Genomic DNA, 21246 nt, shown 5'->3' on the forward strand with positions numbered 1-21246 from the left:
ATCAAGGCAAGCAGGTAATCCTATTAATCAAGGTTAAATTGATCATTCGTACCACTGGCCTCCTGCGGAACGTTGATAATTAAACGTTTGGCTTGCGCGACGGCTCATTTACTCCCCCCGCCTGATAAAAAAATCCTTCATTTTTATCTCACGCTTATTGGATTATTTGGGGAATTTCACTACATTATTTATCATCTACCAAAGAACAAGGGAGGAACCATGCGTTGGATTTTTATTTCGCTGATCCTTTTTTCAGCGCTTTTTTCTCAAACCGCAAAAGTACGTTTTTTGATGGGCGATGTTACCTACAAACCAAATTCCTTTGCAGCAACCTGGCAGACGTTAAAACTGGATGCTTCGTTACAAATAGGCGCCATTGTCAAAACCGGCAGCGAATCGTTGTGTGAAATTGAGTTTTCTGATGGGTCGGTTTCTAAAGTCCTGGCCAATTCTTTACTTGAAATCCGTAAAATGCCCTCGCCAGAAAGCGATGACGGCGAATTGATAACCAACCTGGGCAAATTTTTCTTTTATTTTAAGAAACGCTTTCTGGGCAAAGTAAAAATTCGCAGCTCGGTGGGCGTGGCCGCCATTCGTGGAACTCAATTTTATTTGATTGACCAACCGGCAAAAACCAGCGTGTGGGTGCGGGAAGGAGCCGTTGAGTTAAGCGATCCTACCTTTCAGAACTCGGTAATGATTAAGGCTGGCTTCAAGTCGGAAATCGCTTCAACCGGCATACCAAGCGCGCCAGCGCCGCTGACGCAACAGGAACTGGCCGAACTGGAGATGGTGAGCGAAGGCCTTCCGCAACCAGCTCCCGAACAATCGGCGCCTGAAGAGAAGATGGAAGAGCGCAAGCCCGCCCCAGACGAACAGCCTGAGCCAAGGCCGGCCCCCCAGCCGCAAGAACCGCAACCGCAGGTTAAGCCACAAACGCCCGCAGCGCCAGAACAAAAAGCGCGTAAAGGTGGGTTGCGAACCGGCGTTTCTCTGGGCGCCGTAACCATTGACGGCCAGATTTACAATCAAATTGGCGTGCGGCCCGAATTTTCCATCGGCAAAGTTGGCGTGGCGCTGGATTTAACGCTTTACCTGGATCAAAACGGCAATATTCGCAAGGAAAACTGGGATTCTTTTAAAGACATTGTAGAAAAAATTTATTACGTACGCTGGGCGCAGCGCGGAGATCCCTTTTATCTTAAAGTTGGCGCTATTGATAATTACCGGCTGGGTTTTGGTTTATTGATGAATCGCTATTCCAACACGGTGGAATACCCCGGCGTGATCCGTACGGGAATGGAAATAGGAATGAAACGCGGCCCTTACGGCTTTGACGGAATGGTCAACAACTTTTCCGAAGTGCTGAGCGGCGGCGGCTTGTTTGCCGGACGAGTTTCTTACCGCCCTTTTGGCGCGCTGGAAATTGGCCTTAGCATGGTTTATGATCGCAATCAATACAAAGGCCTAAAAGACCGCGACGGCGACGGCATCCCGGATTTACTCGACGATTTCCCCGACGACAAAAATGAGGCCATCGATAGCGACGGCGACGGTATTCCAGACTCTCGCGATTTTGACCGTGACGGCGATGGCTTCACGGATAATCTGGATTTGTTAATCGAAACCTTTGGCCCGCATGGCGCCGATCTTTACAACGAACAGGATTCGGTCATGCTCAAACCTGAGCCGTTCGATATCGATCAGGCCAGAGACAAATCGCAAATTGCCTTTGCGCTGGACGCTTCGTACCCCATTTTAACCTTTAAATATCTGCAATTAACCACCTACGCCCAATACGCCAAATATCCATACAACGGCGCCTGGGGTGTTACCTTTCCCGGCTTCTGGGCTAAATTTGCCTTTATTAACGCTTACGCCGAATATCGCGTATTCGGAAAAGGCTTTTTACCGGAATATTTTAATACCACCTATGAATTAGAACGCGCCACCTATAAAACCGCGAACGATACCACCGATATCATCATTCCTTACACCAAGAGGCAATATTTAAATGATTTTGCCACAGAACGGCTGCGCGGCTTTGTGATCGGCGCAGATTTCGATTTGTGGAATATGATGATCTTTGGCGCCGAGTACCAGAACATGAGTCGCGCCAATGTCCGTTTTAGAACCCTGCGCGCCAACCTTGATTTAAATACCAGCTTTATTCCCAGAATTACTCGGGCCGGCGCTTATTACTACCAGAACAACGCCATCGACCTGTTCAAGAAAACCGAAGGCACTATTTTAGGCTATCGGCTGGAATATGAAATTTCGCCTTCGGCCTCGCTGCTGATCGATTTCCGCCAGACCTATCGCGACGTGAACGGCGACGGCAAAATATCCGGCAGTAATGAAACCGTAAAAACGACCATCATACAAACCGTTATGCGCTTTTGATGATGAACGTTCCCTCCTTTCATTCTTAAATAACGCTTTAAACGCCCTGCCGGCGGAAGTTGCCTTCCGCCGGCAGTTTTATTCTGGTTGCACTGTATGCACATTTACTTTATCTTTGGCTGCTAAAAATCAGAAAGGATGTCAATGATTTCGAATACGGAACTATTGAAGCGCCTGCAAAAGACAAAGGCCTTAATTCTGGATATGGACGGCGTGCTGGTGGATACCGAACCGTTGCATATGGAAGCCTTTGCGCGTTTTCTGGATGCGCTAAAACTGCCTTACGACAATGATTTTTTGTATGGTTTTATCGGCTTTTCTGTGCCCGATAACATCCGCAAAATTTACAACGAAAGGCTACACATTACCGACGAAACCGTTATTCAACAAGGAATTAAACAACGGGACGCCATTTACCTTAAACTGCTGGAATCCACCCCGCTACACCCCCTGCCCGGCATCGAAGGTCTGGTCGATTACTGCCAAAAAAAGCAATTTAAATTGGGCGTGGCCTCATCGTCAGATAGAGAGCAAATTGAAGTTATATTCAAGAATTTAAAGGAAACAACTCAAGGTCGGTTCGATCCTCAAAACATCTTTTCTGTGACCCTTTCCGGAGAAGATGTTAAAAATCGTAAACCAGATCCGGAGATTTACCGCAAAGCCTGCCAACTGCTGCAAGAACAATCGGAGAACTGCCTGACCATTGAAGATTCGCCGGCTGGAGTCAGCAGCGCCCTTGCCGCTGGTTTAACCTGCATTGCTTTAAAGAGCCATTTTGTCCCGCCGGAAAAATTAACGCACGCTCATGCGCTCATCGAAAAAATAGATCAGGCTACAGAATGGCTTCGTCAGGCCCAATCCCAATGAGCAAAGCAAGGCTGCGCACCTATTAGTAGTTCGCTTTCAATCCCCTGAGGGGCGTATGGCAGTTTTAGAGATTTTTTAATAAATCGATCTTTAATCGATGTCCCTGGCGTTATTGCCCAAACCGCTCACTGTTTATTGTTCAACAAAAAGCGCAGGGCCTGCTCCATCAACTTATTGCGAACCTGTGTATCCAGGATCGTTTCAAAAGGAAATCCCAGTGTAATGGTTCGAAAATAGCCTTTAAAAGCCACACCGGCGCTGAATTCATTTTCCGCATAACGTAAACAGGTCCATGAATCGCTCATGGGATTCAGGGCATCCGGCGATTCCACGGCATAAATTTGCGGGTGATAATCTGTATTAAATCGGAATTCCGGCAAATCAAAAATCTCATCGCGCAAGGCGGTTTTAACCTTACCTGTTCGAGCGGCGTGGTCTGTCGCCAGCACAAAGCGCAACCACTTTTTGGCAAAGATAATATCTTTATATTTCTGTTCTTTGGGCGCAAAAAGATCACTGGCCACATACGCTCCGGAGACAAACAGACCGTTGCCTTTAACCAGATATTTTTTAATCACTCGCTGTAAGCGTTCCGGAAAAGCGGCAAAAGTGGAATCGTTAAACATCTCATTTTGCCTGAACGGCCAGGGCGTTCGTTTTTCTTCGCCAAGAATCAGATCCATAACCGGATATTGTTCTGGATTTAACCGGCCGTCCATCAGCGCTTCATCGCTGGACGACACAAAAGAATAACCGGCGGCTTTGATGGCTTTTCCATGTTCGTACACAAAATCGAATGTATTGCCCGGGATAACGCGCGTTTCGTAATCGGCAAAACTGGCGCCAAAGCCCGGCGCATCATTTCTCAAAAACTTAGAATCCATCTTCAGATCATACTGAAGCCCCACAAATCCCGGATCATATTTGTACGGAACCCCGTTATCCAGCCAGCCCAAAAATCCGCCGATGCGGTCGTCTTTAAAGTAAGAAGGAGCGCAAATCCGATCGAATCCATTGACGATGAGCAGGACGGGCCCTTGTTTTGGAGAACGATAAATCGAGAGAATTTCTGAGGGAAAGCTTTTACCTCCTGCATTTAAAGCACAGACCTTAAAACTGTAAATTTTACCTGGCTGAACAGAGTCGATCACCGCAAAAGTGTCTTGTACCACAAAACCGTTATCAAAGCCGAAGCTATCAATGCGTGTAAAAACGATGTAAGAGCGCGCTTCGGCCGTAGGTTCCAGCGGGTCGTGCGTGGGCTTCCAGCTTAAAATAACGCGCCCGGCAGAATCGAACACGGCCTGAAAGTGTGTTACAGGCAACGGTTGAACCACAAATGGTTGTTCGTTTTGTGAAGCGATAAATTTTAACATGGCCTTGTAAATGGCCCGGCTCACCACAAAGCGAAAGCGCGGGTCAAGCGCCATCTGCATGTCGCGAAAATTCTGATGCGAAAGTAGTTCTAACAGGGCGGCCGGCATATTAGGTAAAAACGCTTCACTGTAGTACGCCTCGTACAGAGGACGCCTTTGCCATACGGGATCCAGCTGCGCCTGGATATCATGGACAATCTGCGTCTGTAAAATGTCGGCAAAATCGCGATTGGCCATACGCGAAACACTGTCCGGGAACACTCTTTGGGAATCCGCTCCCGCAAGGCTGTAAATGGCAAGCGTCCCGATGGTCGTGTCGTTATGGGTTATGCCGGCGTCTGTGTGAAAGGCAAACGACAGATCAATGGGAATCTTTAATCCTTCTGCCTGCCGGTTGCGGCTCGGACCAAACGGCTTACCGTAGAGATAGTTGGCATACTCGCCCCTGCTTTTATAGTCATCCACATAGTCATTGGAATCCGCGTAAAAATTGTAAACCAGGGTATCGGGCATTCCGGCAAACTGCAAATAGTAGCGCGCCGCTTCCACAAAGCGGGGGCGTCCGCTCACCTGCCCTTCGCGGGCAACGTTGCCCATGCCGCCGCCAAAGCGCACGGCATCGGCCGATACGATCCGATCCTGGTCTTTACTTAAATTGGTCAACCTTACGCTGCCGGAATCGGGATGAAAGCCCCGTCGAAATTTAAAAGTCCCCAGGTAAATCCAGGTTCCCCCGCCAATGGTCTGGTTCACTTTAAAAGCGGTTTTGCCCCCGGCATGAAAAACCGTGTAGTCGGCGTCGGTAACGGAGTTGGAATCGGAATGGTAGGAGACGTACACCGCATAATAACCGGTTTGCGGAATGACCGGCGTCCATCTAACAATCGCTGAAGCCAGCGAATCGCTTAATACATAACGGTACGTTCCCATTTTAAATGGATTTTCTCCCGTTTCATAAGGCGGATAGCCCAGGGCAAATCCCGGGGCATGGCCCGTTTTGAAAAAGTGCAAATTATCGCGGGTGATCTCTGAATAGTGCCGACCGGCCGGGGCGGTGGAATCGTTGTCCACAATAACCTCGTTGATCTGGAAATCCCGTTCGCGGGGCAAAAAGAGATAAGCTCCCGCATTCTCCAGCATCGGAGCAAGAAAAGGCAGGACAAAAGAAGTGGTCAACAGGTCTTCGACGGACTGAAACAGTCGAGGCCGCTGCCATTCCCAACGGCCTACGCTATTATTAAAATACCAGCCATGACTGTTCCACAAAACAATATTTTTTCCTTCCAGTCCGCGTTCTGCTTTCCATGGCTTTTCAGGGCGGACAATGGGCGCGGGGCGTTGATATTTTTTGGGCAAACGCGTTACATCCCATTTTGCTTTTTGAGAACGGTAAAAATTGGGGATTAACTCTTCGATGGGAACCTGCAGGCTGTAAATTTGTAAGTCATATTTTTTGAACTTGCCCCCCAGCAGGCCGCGAATTATTTCGTAAACTTTACGAACATTCTCTTCACGAAAAGGAACGAAGGAAAAAGATTTATTAAAGTAAATTCGAATCTTTTTCATTTCTTCGTTTACTTTAACGCTGTCGATCCTAACGCCGGGGAAAAGCCTGACGGGTTGTTCTGTTCGGGCGGCATATTCCAGGAAGCGCTCCGCCTTTTTATGTACTTTTATTTCCTTCTTGCTCAACCCCGAATAATCGTATGCGGGTTTTTTCTTAATCAACAACGGCTGACAGGAAGCCAGCATCAGAACAATGGTCCAGAAAGCGAGTGCCTTTAATCTCATTTACAGTTCTCCGAAAAACTTAAAACCCTTGCATCTTATAATTTTTTTTTTATATTTCATATATAATTTTAATAAAGACTGATTTTAATCAAACCGTTTAATCGTATTTTAAAATTTAATCCAATGTAAAACAACTTTTTCTTCAATGATTAAGTGAAGATAGAAAGTCTTGCTCATGCTTGAATTACCAATTAATCTCGATGAGCTGGCGTTCGTTCTGCATCGCGGTCCGGAAATGAATATGGAGTGCTTTCTGGATTGTGAGACAGGCGAGATTATTTATATTCCAACGGAGACCTCCGCCCTGAGCGCCATGTTTCAATCTCTTTTTGAGCCCGAGCGTATGAACGTTGAAGCGCTGGCGCGGGACATTACACGACGCGATACCGCATTAAAGTACATTCCGGACAATTTTTCGCTGGTAGTTTTTGAATTGATGAACGGATTTCTCGAATCTACTTCGATTCCCGATTATCTGAAAAACAGGCTGTACAATGCCATCCACGGAAATGGCGGCTTTTCTGAGTTCCATTCCATTTTAAAGGGAGCACCCAAATTCTTAAAAAAATTCATTCAATTCCGAGATGAGTTCTATCTTTGCAAAGCGATCGAATGGCTGAAGGACAACAACATTCTGATTTCTCATCAAAATTAGTTTAATCGTGAAACCTAAGACTTAGAATAATTTAAAAAATGTAATGCCTTAGCGTGCAAAATTTTTGTGCCGCTGGATTGGTTGAATAGTTAATTAGTTGAATGGTTGAATAGAAATTTACAAATGCGCAAATATTGAACATCATTGGAGAAAAATTTCCAACGAACAGTTCTTTACCCTCTCCCAGACTCTTTTTCTTGGAAAGGGGTGAGGACAATTGAAACTATTTCTAATTTAAAATAGTATTTGCGCCTTTGTGACTTCTCTGAGCTCTCTGTGGTCGCTTGAAATAGTTTGTTTAATCTTTTTTTGCGCTGATTGGCGTAATCTGCGAGAAAATTACTTTGCGCGCTTTGCGTTTGATTTTGGTTGCGGCTTTGCTGCCATATAATAATATCCGACAATTATTCTATGTTTTTTAACATATTTTCATTTACTTTAACATCATACTCTTTGAATAAGGTCTGGGCAATTTCTTTGGCAACTCGGCTTCTTTTTTCACTCTGTATCATTTGTGTAAGAATATCCCGTTGGATGATTTGAGCTTTTGAGTTTTTCTTAGTACGTTTTAATGCATAAGTACCTTGATGAGCCGTTAAAAAATTATCAATATCAGAATCGGTTACTTGAATATAGGGCTCTATTTCTTTATTTAAGTAAGCCTTACATAGTAAACCATTTTTAATTTTTTCCTTGATTAAAGCTACCGTTTCGTGAGAAAGCTTTTCCCGATTCGCCCTCTGGTCAATTTCTTGAAAGGCCTTTTCCATTTCAGGCTTTAATATTCGGAAATATTCCGTTTGTTCGATTTTATTTTTTTTGGCCTCATTCAAGATTATTTTTTGCAAAGCTAATTCTTTTGCCGCAGTAATTTTATCCGAAAGATTAAAATACCAATCGTCACTTTTCAAATTTTTTATTTTCTGTTTATAATCCTCATAATATGCTTTAAATTCTGCAGGAGAAATCGTAATTCCTTTAGAAGTTGTCACAACAGCACTTTGTTCATTGTTTTGCGCCAAAATCATAACAGGTAATAAGATCAGCCCGAGAAAAAATACACTATACTTTTTCATTTTTACCCTCATCATTGGATTAAAAGCGGCCTCCTTGTTTTAAAAAGGAGGCCGCTTTTTCATTTTTATTTAATATGCATTTTGTTTCGATATTCATCAACTTTTTCTTTATGTTCTTTAATCCATGATATGTATTGCGCCACATAATCGTCACCGAGTCGAGGGGCAACGGAATTTTCCAACCACTCGGTCAATTCAAACGCAACTTTATACACGCCTTCCCACCATACATATCCAGGGGCATAATGGAACATGGAAATCTCAGTCGGTCTTACAGCCATGGCTCCAATATCCCGAACCGTTTTACGATCTAACGGAGTGTTAAGCCCTTTAGCTTTAAGATCATCCTCTATCTTTAGAGCAATGGTTCTAAAATTATCCAAAGTGGACATGGTTAAATCGCCGCTCACCAGAGCGTTGGCTGACCACTGTTTTGTGTGGCATTGTGTACACATAGCCAATGCTCGTTTTCTATTTTCGATCCCATTAGTCGGATATTTAACAGAAGGCAGAGCGGGATGCGGTTCACCTGCTTTACGAACAAAAGTTAGTTTCCACATTCCTAATTTCCATTTACAAATAGCCGCCGGATTATGAGTAGGCGGATACAGCATTTCGTCACCCTGGTAAACAGCTCCCATGTGGCAGGTAGCGCAAGTTGGCGCAAAGTAATCACGGCCAGCCTTAGCTGCCGGCGAATCAAGATTCCATTCATGGGCTTGAGACAAAAAAGCTGCACCATGCATCGATTTGCCATACATTTCATAATTGGGATGGTCTTCAGATTCATGACAACGGCCGCAAGCGCCGCGCCCGACACGAGCTACGCGCAAACTGAAACTATGGAAAGGATGACAGGCTTTACAGGAACCGATAGAACCATCGGGATTTACCGTTCCAGCACCGCTCATTGGCCAAGTTCTAAAGTCGAACACCACTTTTTCCCTGGTTTTTTCCAGAACATTAATTACAGTTCCATGACAGGAATAGCACCCGTAATTAGCAAAAATCTTAACCACATCCTTTATTTTCGGATTTTCGGTCTGCAATTCTTTGGGTACACCGGCATAAGGCCAGATTGGATCGTTAACGATATCTTTCCAGAATTTCTGATGAATAATTTTGTCTGGCTTCCATCCTAACATGGAAAGAATTATAACGGAAAAATTTCCGCCGGCCGAGGCCTCTGCTCGTTGGGCAATTAAACCAGAATGCGAATGAATCGATGCTTGATATTCTTTGACAATGCCGGAATGGCATGAGGCACATTGATTTGGGGTAACCAGAGTGGAAATGGTGTAACCATTGTGTTCATACGCGGCAGGATTACTTTCATCTGTCTTATGGCACTCATAACAGCCAACGCCATTATAGTAGTGTTTGGATCGCTTCCAATCATTTACCACAAATGATGTCGCATCATTATGACACTCCAAACATTCTGTAGTTGCTTCACTAAAAGTTTTGTACTGTGGTTTCGTATCTTTCACTCCCTGTTCACATATTCCGGAAGTTGAAAGAACGAAGGCGAGCATAAATCCACAAACACATAAGAATTTTAACCCTTTCATTTTTCGCCTCCTTTTTTTAGTTAAAACTTACATAAAAATGTTAAACGTGGAATAATATCCTCATCCGGTGTTACGCCATTTGTTTTATCGTAAAGAACCGTTTCCAGATTCGGCATCAAATGGACGTCGGAATCAAAAGCATAATCAATACCGCTTATGATAAGAGTGGACCTGGCTGTCGGATCAAAAGGGATATAAGCAATTGTATTCCCTGCGGGGTCTGGATCGAAGCAACGATCAATGCGCATTATAGCGTTAGTCTTTTTCATTACTTTAGCTACCGCAAATACAGACCCCATGTCTAACTTAAGATCTTTAGCGCCTATCAACTCTCTTACCTGATGCGTATAAAGTAAACCTACCCTGAATTGTTCGGTTTTATATGCCATAAAACCGCGAAAGGTGTACCAATCCGTTTTACCCGGATTATTATCCCAGTCACCATAGAGATCGATTAAAAGATTTTTAACAGGCTTTATACCCAATGAGAGCATTACCTTCTTTCCTTTATTCATATCTCCTACATTTCCAGAACCGTTAGCTATCATCAAATGGTATGTAAACTTTCCCCTTTTATCCAGATTCCCTTTTATAGCCAGGCCAAAATCAACCGTATGTACAAATTTGTGTAAATCCAGGGGAGTCTTTTCGATGGAACGATACCCCCACATTTTAAGGACCGCCCCATAGGCAGGAGTAAGCGAAATTCCCAATAACGCTTGATGATTTCCACGATTCCAGGACAGATATGCTGCCTTAACAAAGGGAGTTAATTTATTACTGACCTGATTCAGGCCATCGGGCGTATTCATTTCGAATAACACGCATGAGGAAAAGTTTTCTGTAATATCTTTTTGATATTTTAAATAAATCCTGCGAATCCAGAATCCGTTTCGATCTTTAAGATTACTATTATTATTAGAAACCTCATAATAGTAATCTCCAAACATCAAACCGCTTATCTTACCACTTTTATTATTTTGGGCAAATAACAATGTCGAAATTAGTAACAGAATAAAATATAATTTTTTCATTTCATAACCCCCTTATCTTGTTATGTTTTTCACATGTGAGGGCAAAAAATTTTAGCTCTCTACAACTATTCGTCAAAAAGCAAATTTTCAAGGAGGTTTGTGTATCATGTGCATGTAAACTTCTATTATAAAATCCATTTTAAATTTCGCTTTCATGCAAATTACTTTTTTCACGAATTTACGAATAAAAACCACGATTGCAAATTTTTTTTGGGTTTTTTACCTATTTAATTTAAAAGCGGAATAAGCCTCAATGCACATCTCCAGTCCCCTTAATACAAAGGGAAAACGGCCTGCATAGGCAATTTTTTTCAACGATATGAGGAAATCCCTGCGCTGCTGCCCTTTTACCGTCACCGCAAAATCGGGATAAAATGACCTATCATCTATGGAGGTCAAATTCATAGAGGATAGCAAAACAAATACGCTTTGACTACTGGTTCTTAAAATTTACTCATGTTGATTACAAACCATTTAGCCACACGCAAGACAAAAATATGATGGGTATCGTCTTTTTCCCCTTCAGGATCTATTTGATTTCTTTTTGTTTAGAAAAACTAAAGATATTTTTGGAATAAAACGCCCCACCTCTTGTTGATACTTTTTATATTCCTCGCCAAATTTGTTAACCATTCGTTTTTCTTCCAGGAGTGATCCAATCCAGAAATATAAAATAAGCCAGACAAGTAATAAAAATTTAAACACAGACATGCGCGGCTCAAAAAGAAAGATTACGATAGCAAAAAAATAGAGCGGATGACGCATATAGCGGAATAGACCTTCCCGCGTGAAAGTATATTGCTCAATCTTAACATGATTATTTTGATTTTTTGTAAAGCGCTTCAACTGTTTAATTCCTAAAAATTCCTGTAAATCAAACTGGCGAACGGCTAAAACAAAACCCATGACGCCGGCTAACTGAACGAGGCGAAAAAGCCAATAGATTGTGCCCTCAAAATTCCAGAGATAGCCGCCTGGTCTGGGTAGCCAGTGGAACAGCCAGAGCAAAAGCGCCGTTTGCGTTACGTTGTAGGTAAAGCGGTAAAAAGGCGCAAAAAAAGGAAGCCTCTCTTCAACGTAGCGTTTCATCCAATCGCTGGCAAACAGACTGTGAATTACAGAGTAAAACAAAAACGCCAATAAAATTATTAAAATCTGATGTAGAATAAGTCCCGCTCCTTTTTTAAATCATTGCATTTTCATTATAAACATTGTACTTTATACCAAACAATTAAAATACATTGGTTATTTCCATGAAAACAAAACACATTGGGATCACACTGGGCGATCCCGCGGGCATCGGCCCGGAAATAGTTCTTAAGGCGCTCTTAAACCATCCGGAAGTTTATGAGCTGTGCACACCCGTTGTCTTTGGCCCGCTGCCTGTACTCAAAAAATATCTGACGCTTTTCGGCATGGAAGCCAGCCTGATCTCCATTAATGATTTCAAAAAAGCTCCGGAAAAGCTGTTTCAAAATGATATTCTGGTGTTTAACACGCCGCTGGTCGAGCCCATTCCCGAACCGGGCCAGATTTCCGCCGCCGGCGGTGAAAATTCTTTTAAGGCTATCAATGCCGCTATAGAGCAGGCGCTGGAAAAAAATATCTGCGCGATTGCAACCGCACCGATTAATAAACAATCCTTAAAAAAAACACAAATCCCTTTTTTAGATCATACGGCCATATTTACCAATTTGACCGATAGCCACCACACCATGACCCTATTCGTCACCGGCAATTTACGCATCTTTTTTTATTCTCGCCATATTCCTTTCAAAGAGATCGTAAACGCCCTGGATGAAGAGCGATTACTGGAGACCATTAAAGTTTGTAATCAGTATTTAAAACAAATGGGCTTTGAGAATCCACATCTGGCGGTGGCCGCCCTTAATCCTCATGCAGGCGAAGATGGTTTATTCGGCACCGAAGAGATCGATATCATCACGCCGGCCATTGAACGGGCAAGAATGGCCAATATTAGAGTTACAGGCCCCATTCCGGCGGATTCGGTTTTTCATCTGGCCAGTCGCGGAAGATACGAGGCTGTGCTGTCGCTGTACCATGATCAGGGCCATATCGCAGCCAAAACGCTTGATTTCTTTGGCACCATCAGTTTAACGCTGGGCCTTCCCTTTTTAAGAACCTCGGTCGATCACGGCACGGCTTTTGAAATTGCCGGCAAAGGTATTGCCAACGAAACAAGCATGGTCGAAGCCATTAAAGCCGCTGCCCGTTATGCCTGGGAAAATGATTGACCGGCTCACTCCTCCCGCCATTACGATAGCAACTGACCTGTAATATCCTGGCAAGAGATAAAGTGGATGCCTGCAATGGCTGCTTGCCATGCTGGCGATCATCTTCCCAGAGCTTCATTCTGTGAGATGGGGTGCAGGGGGGAGGACTATTGCGGTAAGCTAAAAACTCTTTTTAATTTAAAACATTCTTTGCGTCCATTGGGGGTAAATCAATCAAAGTTTTTTTAGTGCGGTTATGTTGCCTTTACAGCTTGAGAATGGATTTCATTTTAAGGCTTTCCCCTATCTATCGACAGAAAAAACGCATTTTGTATTTTTTTAACCGGCATAATTTCATCAAGCTCGCGAACGGCGATTAATAATCGAGGAAATATCTTGACACTATCTTTGGATTTGCCTAACTTTATTACATGAATCGTGCCAATTTAATAAATACGGGAAGTAATCGATGATCAATCTCTCTCAAAACATTAAACTGAGTATGGAACAACGGCTGACGCCGCAGCAGATTCTGCTTTCTACTTTACTGCAGTTACCGTTATTAAGCCTGGAACAACGCATTAAAAGCGAACTGGAAGTGAATCCCGTACTGGAAGAAGGCGAAGAACAGGACGAAAATCCGGATGAAGAAGATATGATCGAAGAGCCAGATGATGATGAGATAGAAGAGATTTCCAAAGAACTGGAGCTTCTGGATCAACCTAAAAATAATGATGAATACGATAAAAAAGAATTAGAAGAAGCCCAGGCCGATGCGGATCTTGAAAATTATTTAAACGACGACGAATCGTTTGAAATTCGCATCCCCAGGGACAAAAACGAAGAAGAGTTTGAACGGCCCGAAATCCATCGTCCATCGCTTCCCGAGCACCTGATGGAACAACTTCATATGTTAGACCTTGACAATCGGCAACTGGCCATCGGCGAATATCTCATCTGGAACATTCGCGATGACGGCTATCTCGACGCCAGTTTAAATCTTGAAACCGTGGCCAATATGTTCGAGACCGATGTGCAAACGGTTGAAAAAATCTTAAAGAAAATTCAGTTCCTGGATCCTACCGGCGTGGGAAGCCGGGACCTTCGCGAATGCCTGATGGTGCAATTGGAAGAACAGGGCAAGCAAGATACCATTGCCTACAAAATTTTAAAAGATCATTTTGACGATTTTAAAAACAAGCACTATGAAAAAATAATGGAAGCTTTGCATATCGATAAAGAAGAGCTGCAAAAGAATATTGATATTATCGTCAAACTGAATCCCAAGCCAGGCGAAGGCGAGTTTGATGCGCGCAGTAACTATATTGTGCCGGATTTTATTGTAGAAAAAATTGATGATAAACTGGTGGTTACGCTCAATGACTGGAACATCCCTCCCCTGCGCATCAGCAATCTTTACAAAAAGATGCTCATGGATCGCAAAAAATACGACAAGGAGACGCGCAAATACATCCGTAAAAAAGTAGAATCGGCCCGCTGGTTCATTACTTCTATCTGGCAGCGCAAAATCACCATGCTTAAGGTAATGGAAGCCATTGTGGAAAAACAACGCGAGTTTTTCGAAAAAGGGCCGGAATACATCAAGCCGCTGACCATGCGCGAAATCGCCGAAATGATCGATATGGACATCTCCACCGTCAGTCGTGTGGCCAACGGCAAATACGTGCAAACCGATTACGGTGTTTTTGAGCTGAAATACTTTTTTAATGAAAAGATTGAGACCGAAGACGGCGAAGAAATTTCCACGCGCCGTATTAAACAACGCATTCAGGAAATTATCGACGCCGAAGACAAACACAAACCGTTAAGCGATGAAAAAATCGCCGAAATATTGAAAAAAGAAGGGTTTCCCATTGCGCGTCGGACGGTCGCCAAATATCGGGAGCAATTGCAAATACCGGTCGCCCGGTTGCGCAAAGAACTTTAATAATCTCTGATCCACCAACCGCTTCAATCGCTTCCTGAAATTTCAAATTTCATTTTTTGAAGCAAATTGTCGGAAATCATTAAATTAGGGAGTGGCTGCCCCGATGAGAACAACGTTTAAGCACATCGCCTTTCCAAGAGAACACGGCTCCTGGGCCTTAACCTTTGAGCCTTTAATTTTGGCTCTGACGGTCGGCTTTTCTTCTGCCGGTCTTTTGCTTTTTTTCGGCGCGGCATTTGCCTTTTTAGCCCACCAACCGGCCCGTGTCTTAATTTCTGACAAAGAACGTCCGCCCCTTGCCTGGATCATGTTTTTTGCTTACGGACTGGTGGCGCTGGTTTTCGCAATTTTTTATCTGCAACAGGCTGATTTGAATCAGCCCCTGCCTGCCCTTATTGCCGTCGGACTGATGGTTCTGTATTTAGTTGCAGAATATTTCGATTTACATCGCGCCCTGCTAACCGAAATGATGGGCTCGGTGGCCATGGGCTTAATCGCTTTATCCATTGTGCTCGCCGACGCCTGGCCGTGGAACAAAGCCTGGCCCTTTTTGATTTTGCTCTATTTGCGCAGCCTCTCCACCACCCTTTACGTACATTTTCGTTTAAAGCTGGATCGTAAAAAACAGCGTTCCATCCTCTGGCCGGAAATCTGGCAAATACTTACTCTGCTGATAGCCATTGTGCTGCGTTTTAATGAGGCCATTCCCTTTCTGGCTTTTTTAAGCGTGGTAATCTTAAGCATACGCGGCATTTACGGTCTTTCGCCGTGGCGCAACCCCATGACCGTCAAACAAATAGGCCTGGCCGAATTCTTTTTCGGACTGGTATTTTTGATCTTATCGGCCGTTGGTTATTTTAGTTGGACGTAAAAAACAGGCGCTATTTTCGTCCGCTGCTACTTTATACAGAATGCTCTTTTTTTGCGTAGAACCACCGACCCGTAAGCAAAAGTCCCAGCAAAGCAAAGGCGCCAAAAACCAGACTACTGACAGCTATTTGCATTCCGCCGGAGAGAATATGTCCGCTGGTACAGCCTCCGGCCATTCGCGCGCCATAAATCAGGATAAAGCCTCCAAGAAAAGACCAGATGATACGCATTTGAGGGGCATCCCCTTTAAACCTTTTCCATAAAGCATGCTGCAGAACCAGTTTAAATTCTTTTTTAATAAGAGAAATGATCAGGCCAGCCAAAAATGCGCCGCCCAAAAAGATCAATTCCCATTGACCCGGTTGCCGTATTTTTTCGAAATATGCATTATTTTTTAATCCCAAAACAACGTCCGCCAGGTACGGATAGGTGGTCGAAGCCCCAATCGGTCTGTTCGCCACAAAAGACAAAAAAACCAACGCATTGATAATGGCAAGACCGACGCCGGCGTAAAGCCACTTCAGGTCGCTTTTCTGTTCTTTTTTATGCAACCAGAAAGAGAGACCTACCAAAATGGCGGCAAAAACAACCATTAGTAAAATGAAAACAACACTCGATGTGGCGATCGTATGTAAAGCAATTTTACCTAAATTCGGCCCCAAAATCCATTTAATGCCTGGCAAAGTGACGGTAAAGAACCAGCCGCCAAAAAGGCCGCCGACCATTCCAACCCAGGCATCTAAAGAACCTTCGCCCATGGAAACGGCCAATGTCCCCGGACAGTACCCCAGTAAGGCCATGCCCGCGCCAAAGATCAGGCCTCCCAATATCACCCCGCCCACTAAAAATGGTTTTACATGGTAAGCCGCCAATCCCAGGCTGATTTCTATATTGATCAAAAGCGCGCCAAAACCTACAGCCACAGCAATGGCCTTGGCAACGCTAAAATCTTCAAGAATGGCCAGACCGCTAATCACATCATAACGATTTAATTTCGCATATTGTAGAATGGCGCCAAAGATAAAACCTAATACAAGAATAACTAACATCATAATATCATCCTCCATATTAACCAAATTAGCTTACCAATCAATTTCACATCGTTCTTCTTCTATTTTAAGTTCCAGATATGAGGTAGCGCAAAGTGGACCAATAGCGTGATCAAAAAGGCGCCAATAAGGTTTAGCACCATTCCAATCCTGGCCATTTGCGGAATGGTCAAATAGCGGCTGCCAAACACAATGGCATTGGGCGGCGTGGCAACCGGCAGCATAAAGGCGTAACTGGCGGCCACGCCCGCCGGAATGATTAACAAAAAAGGATGAACCTGCATGGCCGCCGCCACACTGCCCAGTACAGGGATTATAACCGCTGCAGTGGCCGTATTGGAAGTAATTTCGGTCAACATTAAACTAAAAAACGTAACAATGAAGACAATGATTAAAATATTCATCCCTTGCAAAACGACAAATTGCTCGCCAATCCATTGGGCCAGCCCGCTTTCACTAAAACCTCTGGCCAGGGATAATCCCCCACCGAACAAAAGAATCACGTCCCAGGGCAGACGCACAGCCGACTGCCAGTCCAGCACAAAAATGCCTTCTTTCCAATTTACGGGAATCATAAAAAGCAAGATTGCTCCGCCCATGGCGATAGTGGCGTCGTGAATGGTGGAAGGGCCAAAATGGATAAAACCACGGCCTATCCACAGCAATGCCACCATTCCAAAGACGGTTAAAACATATCCTTCTGCTTTAGTCATTTTACCGATTTTTTTAAGCTCTGCCTCTAATAATTCTTTGCCTCCTGGCAGACGATCAATTTCCGGAACCGAAGCAAAGCGCGTTAAATAGAGCCAGGCGATCAGCAGCATAATAACCGCCAGAGGAACGCCAAACATCATCCACTGCACAAAGCGGATTTGCATGTGATAGGTTTGCTCAATAAAGCCCACTAAAATCGTATTGGGCGGCGTACCGATTATGGTGGCCACACCGCCGATCGATGCCGCGTAAGCGATGCCCAGCATGAGCGCGGTTCCAAACTTAAAATGGGGCGGCGTGGTATTAATGGCATAATCGTCGCTCTTCTCGATAAAATCCACGCTTTGTTTGATCACCGCCATACCTATGGGCACCATCATCATGGTCGTGGCCGTATTGCTAATCCACATGGAAAGGAAGGCGGTGGCAATCATAAATCCCAGAATGATCCGATTGCTGCTGAAGCCGACCAGCCTGATGGTGTGCAGCGCCACTCTTTTATGCAAATTCCATTTTTCCATGGCAATGGCGATCAGGAAGCCGCCCATAAAAAGGAAGATCAAATGATGCGCGTACGGCGCGCTGGCTTCGCTGGCCTTTAGCACGCCCAGGCCCGGAAATAAGACCAGAGGCAGCAGAGCGGTTGCCGGTATGGGAATGGCTTCCGTGATCCACCAGATGGTCATCAACAGCGCCACCGCCGCAACCTTTAACGCCTGTGGATTCATTCCGCCTGACGGCCTGATGACTAAGAGCAAAAGGAACAGAATGGGGCCGCTAAAAAACCCGATCCTCTGTCGTAAAGAATACATTTTGCCGATCTCCTGAGAAATCCATCCATTTATTTACAAAATCAAACCAAACAATGCAACGCCATTCGCTAATTTTTTAATATTTTATCTTTGAGTTCATCCTAATAAAGCCTCCATTGTCATTGAGAATACTTCCTCTGGAAGATCAATCCCGGCCGGGCGGGCTAAGAAAATTTTTGTGCTGCTGGATTGGTTGAATGGTTAATTAGTTGAATGGTTGAATGGTCGCCGGGCTGTCATGCCGAATACCCGCCATGACGGTATGCGCGTAAATTGTGCCGATTTGCTTAGTTTTCGTCTTACATATTAAGATACAGTTCTATTTTTTCTTTTCGATCCTGGCGTTTACTTTTTCAGCTGACGCTGGACAAAAGGGTTTGCGTGAAAAAATTTTTGAGCTCTTTGTGGCTTCTTTGCCCTCTTGGTGGTTCTTTTTTGGTTGCTGCTGTGCTGCCTTAGATTCCTACAGTTCAACAAAAACACCGTAGCGTTTCTCTCGACCAGTCCGTCGTTTGATCGACCGTTGCGTAGAACTTCATAGAATCTATCATCCTTATTTTTTTCGCAACTTCTTTAATTACTATTACTTACATTTTTTGGCACAATAATTGTTTACTAAGCTGAAAGTTTAACAAAAAAATAAAGGAGGTAATCATGAAGCGAACCATTATCACCAGAGTATTAGGTCTGGTTTTCATTTTAAGCTTAACTTTTACACTGGTACAATGCAGCGACGATTCTAACACCGTGCTCTCTTCAACTGCGCGCTCAGGAGCGTTAACGGAAGATGTTATTAATTCATTTCCTTTAGAAGAGGTATCGCCGGCAGAGGCAGAAGGTTTGACTTTTATGCGGGAAGAGGAAAAATTAGCACGCGATGTCTATCTGACTCTCTATGGACAATGGGGCATACTGGTCTTCAACAATATTTCAGGCTCTGAACAAATGCATTTCGACGCCATGGGTTATTTGCTACAAAAATACAATATTGATGACCCTGTAGTTGTCGATTCTATCGGCGTATTTACAAACGCAGACTTGCAAAATCTGTATAACACGCTCATTGTTCAGGGCAAAGACTCAGCAGCTGCTGCTTTAAAAGTAGGCGCGTTAATTGAAGAGGTGGACATCAGAGATCTTCAAAAAGAATTGGATGAAAATGTCGATAACGAAGATATTCAATACGTTTACGAAACTTTAATGCGTGGTTCGCGCAATCATTTACGCGCTTTTGTAAGTTATCTTTCTGCGATGGGCGTTATCTATGAACCACAAATCCTGTCTCAGGAAGAATATGAGGCCATCATTAACAGTCCGATAGAGCGCGGCTTTTGATACGAAAATTAAATAATTCGCATATAAGGGCAGTTTTTAAATTGCCCTTTTTTATTCCGCTAATTATTTTGCGCTCAATTTTATCCTGTATTTTCGCAAACAAAGAAGATTTAAAGGAAAATTTGAGGAATAAAAATTTGGAATTCGCGTTTAAATCTATTAGTTTAAATCTATAGTTTTTAACGTAATTTTAGGAGTTTTTAAATGCAAATTTCGGAAAACAAGGTCGTATCTATCCACTATACCCTTAAAAATGATGCAGGGGAAGTTCTGGATAGCTCAATCGGCCAACAACCTTTAAGCTACCTGCACGGCAGGAAAAACATTATCAGCGGCCTGGAAAATGCTCTGACCGGAAAAAATGTGGGCGACAAATTTCATGTGGACATTCCGCCAGAAGAAGCTTATGGCTTGCGGAACGATGATCTGTTTCAGGTTTTACCGCGCGAAGTGTTTCAGGGTGTTGAAAATATCGAAGTGGGAATGCAGTTTTACAGCGAAACGCCCGAAGGAGTGCAAATGATTACCGTAACCAACGTCAATGGCGACGAAATTACGGTTGACGCCAATCATCCATTGGCCGGCGAGACCTTGCATTTTGACGTGGAAGTGGTCGATATTCGTGATGCCACGGAAGAAGAACTGCAGCATGGTCACGTACACGATGGAAGCCATCAGCACTAAGCGAGAACAATTCTGATATTGAAATCGAATTACGCAAAATTCCGGCCTTGTGCCGGAATTTTTTTTTTTCGAACGAAGATAGAAATCTTATAACTGCAATAAAAACTTTCTTACTTTTTTAGAGTGGACTCATGAATATTAAAAAATTAAATTTTGCATTCTTTGTGCTTGATTCAATCAAAGTTTTTTGGTGCGGTATAGCCAATTAAATCCATCTCATTTTTTTACGCCTTCTTTCAGCTTAATTCCCGCCGCAAACAGAAGCGCCGCAAAAATCCCGGCCAGAACATGAAGCGCCAGAAAAAAGGCCATAACGGAAGTATCACCCCATTCGAAGCGTTTGAACAGACTTTCGTTCAATACCCACCGTTTAAATTTTACAAAATGAATCGAATTGCAAAAGAGTCCCTTTGTAAGCAATGGATGAAATGCCGAATACAGTTGCAGGCCAACGCCTACGGAAATGTCCGCCCGAAAATTAACGCCCAGTAAAACAAACAGTGCTTCAGCCAGGGCGGCTTCGCACAGGATGGCAATAAACGGCCCCTCTACACTCATGCCAGCAAAAAAGAACTTCATTAAAGCAGCAATGACGCCCATTAACAACACACTGCCCCGCATCGGTGCCAGACGTTTTGCAGAAATTAGGAGAAGAGCGACTATAAACGGCATCCAGATGCTAAATAATTCGGGCTGTAGTCCCTTTAAAATGCGGCTGCCGTAAAGTTCAACGATTCCCCACAGGATACCAATCGAAATAATTCGTGGAATCTGCTTTTCCAACGTAATTTTTTCTTTTTCCATTTCAATTATAACAAAAAGCG

17 protein-coding genes are annotated in these 21246 nt (G+C 43.8%); 8 read left to right on the top strand and 9 right to left on the bottom strand.

Annotated elements, in window-relative coordinates; all coding sequences use genetic code 11:
• Positions 1 to 219 precede the first annotated feature (219 nt).
• Together Cabys_RS11820 and Cabys_RS11825 are read left to right on the top strand one after the other, a co-directional pair.
• Entirely contained in the window at positions 220 to 2403 is a 2184-nt protein-coding gene (locus Cabys_RS11820) for a FecR domain-containing protein (RefSeq protein ID WP_006930727.1), read from the top strand.
• A gap of 144 nt (positions 2404 to 2547) precedes the next feature.
• The gene (locus Cabys_RS11825) at positions 2548 to 3273 is read left to right on the top strand and encodes an HAD family hydrolase (RefSeq protein WP_006930728.1); all 726 of its coding nucleotides are present in this window, start codon (positions 2548 to 2550) and stop codon (positions 3271 to 3273) included.
• A 125-nt stretch (positions 3274 to 3398) separates the two neighbouring features.
• Here Cabys_RS11825 and Cabys_RS11830 read toward each other — a convergent pair whose 3' ends face one another.
• Positions 3399 to 6440: a golvesin C-terminal-like domain-containing protein gene (locus Cabys_RS11830; RefSeq protein ID WP_006930729.1), complete on the bottom strand. Its 3042-nt coding sequence runs from the start codon at positions 6438 to 6440 to the stop codon at positions 3399 to 3401.
• A 175-nt stretch (positions 6441 to 6615) separates the two neighbouring features.
• On the opposite strand from Cabys_RS11830, the gene Cabys_RS11835 reads away from it, so the two are divergent.
• Positions 6616 to 7095, top strand: coding sequence for a UPF0158 family protein (locus Cabys_RS11835; RefSeq protein WP_006930730.1), 480 nt, complete (start codon positions 6616 to 6618; stop codon positions 7093 to 7095).
• A 173-nt stretch (positions 7096 to 7268) separates the two neighbouring features.
• On the opposite strand, the gene Cabys_RS11840 is transcribed toward Cabys_RS11835, so the two are convergent.
• The 5 genes from Cabys_RS11840 to Cabys_RS11860 all read right to left on the bottom strand — a co-directional run bounded on the left by Cabys_RS11840 (position 7269) and on the right by Cabys_RS11860 (position 11865).
• On the bottom strand, positions 7269 to 7499 hold the full coding sequence (locus Cabys_RS11840; protein WP_044281406.1) for a hypothetical protein: 231 nt from the start codon (positions 7497 to 7499) through the stop codon (positions 7269 to 7271).
• On the bottom strand, positions 7500 to 8171 hold the full coding sequence (locus Cabys_RS11845) for a hypothetical protein (protein WP_006930731.1): 672 nt from the start codon (positions 8169 to 8171) through the stop codon (positions 7500 to 7502). It abuts the gene before it with no gap.
• A gap of 65 nt (positions 8172 to 8236) precedes the next feature.
• Entirely contained in the window at positions 8237 to 9742 is a 1506-nt protein-coding gene (locus Cabys_RS11850; RefSeq protein ID WP_006930732.1) for a multiheme c-type cytochrome, read from the bottom strand.
• Between the two features lie 20 nt (positions 9743 to 9762).
• Positions 9763 to 10776, bottom strand: coding sequence for a hypothetical protein (locus Cabys_RS11855; protein WP_006930737.1), 1014 nt, complete (start codon positions 10774 to 10776; stop codon positions 9763 to 9765).
• Positions 10777 to 11298: 522 nt separating this feature from the next.
• The gene (locus Cabys_RS11860) at positions 11299 to 11865 is read right to left on the bottom strand and encodes a methyltransferase family protein (protein WP_150109318.1); all 567 of its coding nucleotides are present in this window, start codon (positions 11863 to 11865) and stop codon (positions 11299 to 11301) included.
• Positions 11866 to 12029: 164 nt separating this feature from the next.
• Here Cabys_RS11860 and pdxA point away from each other — a divergent pair, with 164 nt between their 5' ends.
• From pdxA to Cabys_RS11875, 3 genes are all read left to right on the top strand, one after another.
• On the top strand, positions 12030 to 13031 hold the full coding sequence (gene pdxA / locus Cabys_RS11865) for a 4-hydroxythreonine-4-phosphate dehydrogenase PdxA (RefSeq protein ID WP_006930745.1): 1002 nt from the start codon (positions 12030 to 12032) through the stop codon (positions 13029 to 13031).
• A 448-nt stretch (positions 13032 to 13479) separates the two neighbouring features.
• Complete coding sequence (gene rpoN / locus Cabys_RS11870) at positions 13480 to 14958, top strand: RNA polymerase factor sigma-54 (RefSeq protein ID WP_006930746.1); 1479 nt, start codon at positions 13480 to 13482, stop codon at positions 14956 to 14958.
• Between the two features lie 103 nt (positions 14959 to 15061).
• Entirely contained in the window at positions 15062 to 15829 is a 768-nt protein-coding gene (locus Cabys_RS11875; RefSeq protein WP_006930747.1) for a YwiC-like family protein, read from the top strand.
• A 31-nt stretch (positions 15830 to 15860) separates the two neighbouring features.
• On the opposite strand, the gene Cabys_RS11880 is transcribed toward Cabys_RS11875, so the two are convergent.
• Both Cabys_RS11880 and Cabys_RS11885 read right to left on the bottom strand, forming a co-directional pair.
• Complete coding sequence (locus tag Cabys_RS11880; RefSeq protein WP_006930748.1) at positions 15861 to 16880, bottom strand: YeeE/YedE thiosulfate transporter family protein; 1020 nt, start codon at positions 16878 to 16880, stop codon at positions 15861 to 15863.
• A gap of 59 nt (positions 16881 to 16939) precedes the next feature.
• Positions 16940 to 18403, bottom strand: coding sequence for an SLC13 family permease (locus tag Cabys_RS11885; RefSeq protein WP_006930749.1), 1464 nt, complete (start codon positions 18401 to 18403; stop codon positions 16940 to 16942).
• Positions 18404 to 19057: 654 nt separating this feature from the next.
• Here Cabys_RS11885 and Cabys_RS11890 point away from each other — a divergent pair.
• A complete protein-coding gene (locus tag Cabys_RS11890) occupies positions 19058 to 19738 on the top strand; it encodes a DUF2202 domain-containing protein (protein WP_006930750.1) in 681 nt (226 codons plus the stop codon).
• Positions 19739 to 19942: 204 nt separating this feature from the next.
• The gene (locus Cabys_RS11900) at positions 19943 to 20422 is read left to right on the top strand and encodes an FKBP-type peptidyl-prolyl cis-trans isomerase (protein ID WP_006930751.1); all 480 of its coding nucleotides are present in this window, start codon (positions 19943 to 19945) and stop codon (positions 20420 to 20422) included.
• A 216-nt stretch (positions 20423 to 20638) separates the two neighbouring features.
• On the opposite strand, the gene Cabys_RS11905 is transcribed toward Cabys_RS11900, so the two are convergent.
• On the bottom strand, positions 20639 to 21205 hold the full coding sequence (locus tag Cabys_RS11905; protein WP_169833712.1) for a hypothetical protein: 567 nt from the start codon (positions 21203 to 21205) through the stop codon (positions 20639 to 20641).
• Between the last annotated feature and the right edge of the window lie 41 nt (positions 21206 to 21246).

Origin of the sequence: Caldithrix abyssi DSM 13497 (genome assembly GCF_001886815.1) — a bacterium.
Taxonomy (GTDB): domain Bacteria; phylum Calditrichota; class Calditrichia; order Calditrichales; family Calditrichaceae; genus Caldithrix; species Caldithrix abyssi.

Coding starts and splice junctions, on each gene's coding strand:
- Cabys_RS11820 (WP_006930727.1), top strand. CDS start 220: ATGCGTTGGATTTTTATTTCGCTGATCCTTTTTTCAGCGCTTTTTTCT.
- Cabys_RS11825 (WP_006930728.1), top strand. CDS start 2,548: ATGATTTCGAATACGGAACTATTGAAGCGCCTGCAAAAGACAAAGGCC.
- Cabys_RS11830 (WP_006930729.1), bottom strand. CDS start 6,440: ATGAGATTAAAGGCACTCGCTTTCTGGACCATTGTTCTGATGCTGGCT.
- Cabys_RS11835 (WP_006930730.1), top strand. CDS start 6,616: ATGCTTGAATTACCAATTAATCTCGATGAGCTGGCGTTCGTTCTGCAT.
- Cabys_RS11845 (WP_006930731.1), bottom strand. CDS start 8,171: ATGAAAAAGTATAGTGTATTTTTTCTCGGGCTGATCTTATTACCTGTT.
- Cabys_RS11850 (WP_006930732.1), bottom strand. CDS start 9,742: ATGAAAGGGTTAAAATTCTTATGTGTTTGTGGATTTATGCTCGCCTTC.
- Cabys_RS11855 (WP_006930737.1), bottom strand. CDS start 10,776: ATGAAAAAATTATATTTTATTCTGTTACTAATTTCGACATTGTTATTT.
- Cabys_RS11860 (WP_150109318.1), bottom strand. CDS start 11,865: ATGAAACGCTACGTTGAAGAGAGGCTTCCTTTTTTTGCGCCTTTTTAC.
- pdxA (WP_006930745.1), top strand. CDS start 12,030: ATGAAAACAAAACACATTGGGATCACACTGGGCGATCCCGCGGGCATC.
- rpoN (WP_006930746.1), top strand. CDS start 13,480: ATGATCAATCTCTCTCAAAACATTAAACTGAGTATGGAACAACGGCTG.
- Cabys_RS11875 (WP_006930747.1), top strand. CDS start 15,062: ATGAGAACAACGTTTAAGCACATCGCCTTTCCAAGAGAACACGGCTCC.
- Cabys_RS11880 (WP_006930748.1), bottom strand. CDS start 16,880: ATGATGTTAGTTATTCTTGTATTAGGTTTTATCTTTGGCGCCATTCTA.
- Cabys_RS11885 (WP_006930749.1), bottom strand. CDS start 18,403: ATGTATTCTTTACGACAGAGGATCGGGTTTTTTAGCGGCCCCATTCTG.
- Cabys_RS11890 (WP_006930750.1), top strand. CDS start 19,058: ATGAAGCGAACCATTATCACCAGAGTATTAGGTCTGGTTTTCATTTTA.
- Cabys_RS11900 (WP_006930751.1), top strand. CDS start 19,943: ATGCAAATTTCGGAAAACAAGGTCGTATCTATCCACTATACCCTTAAA.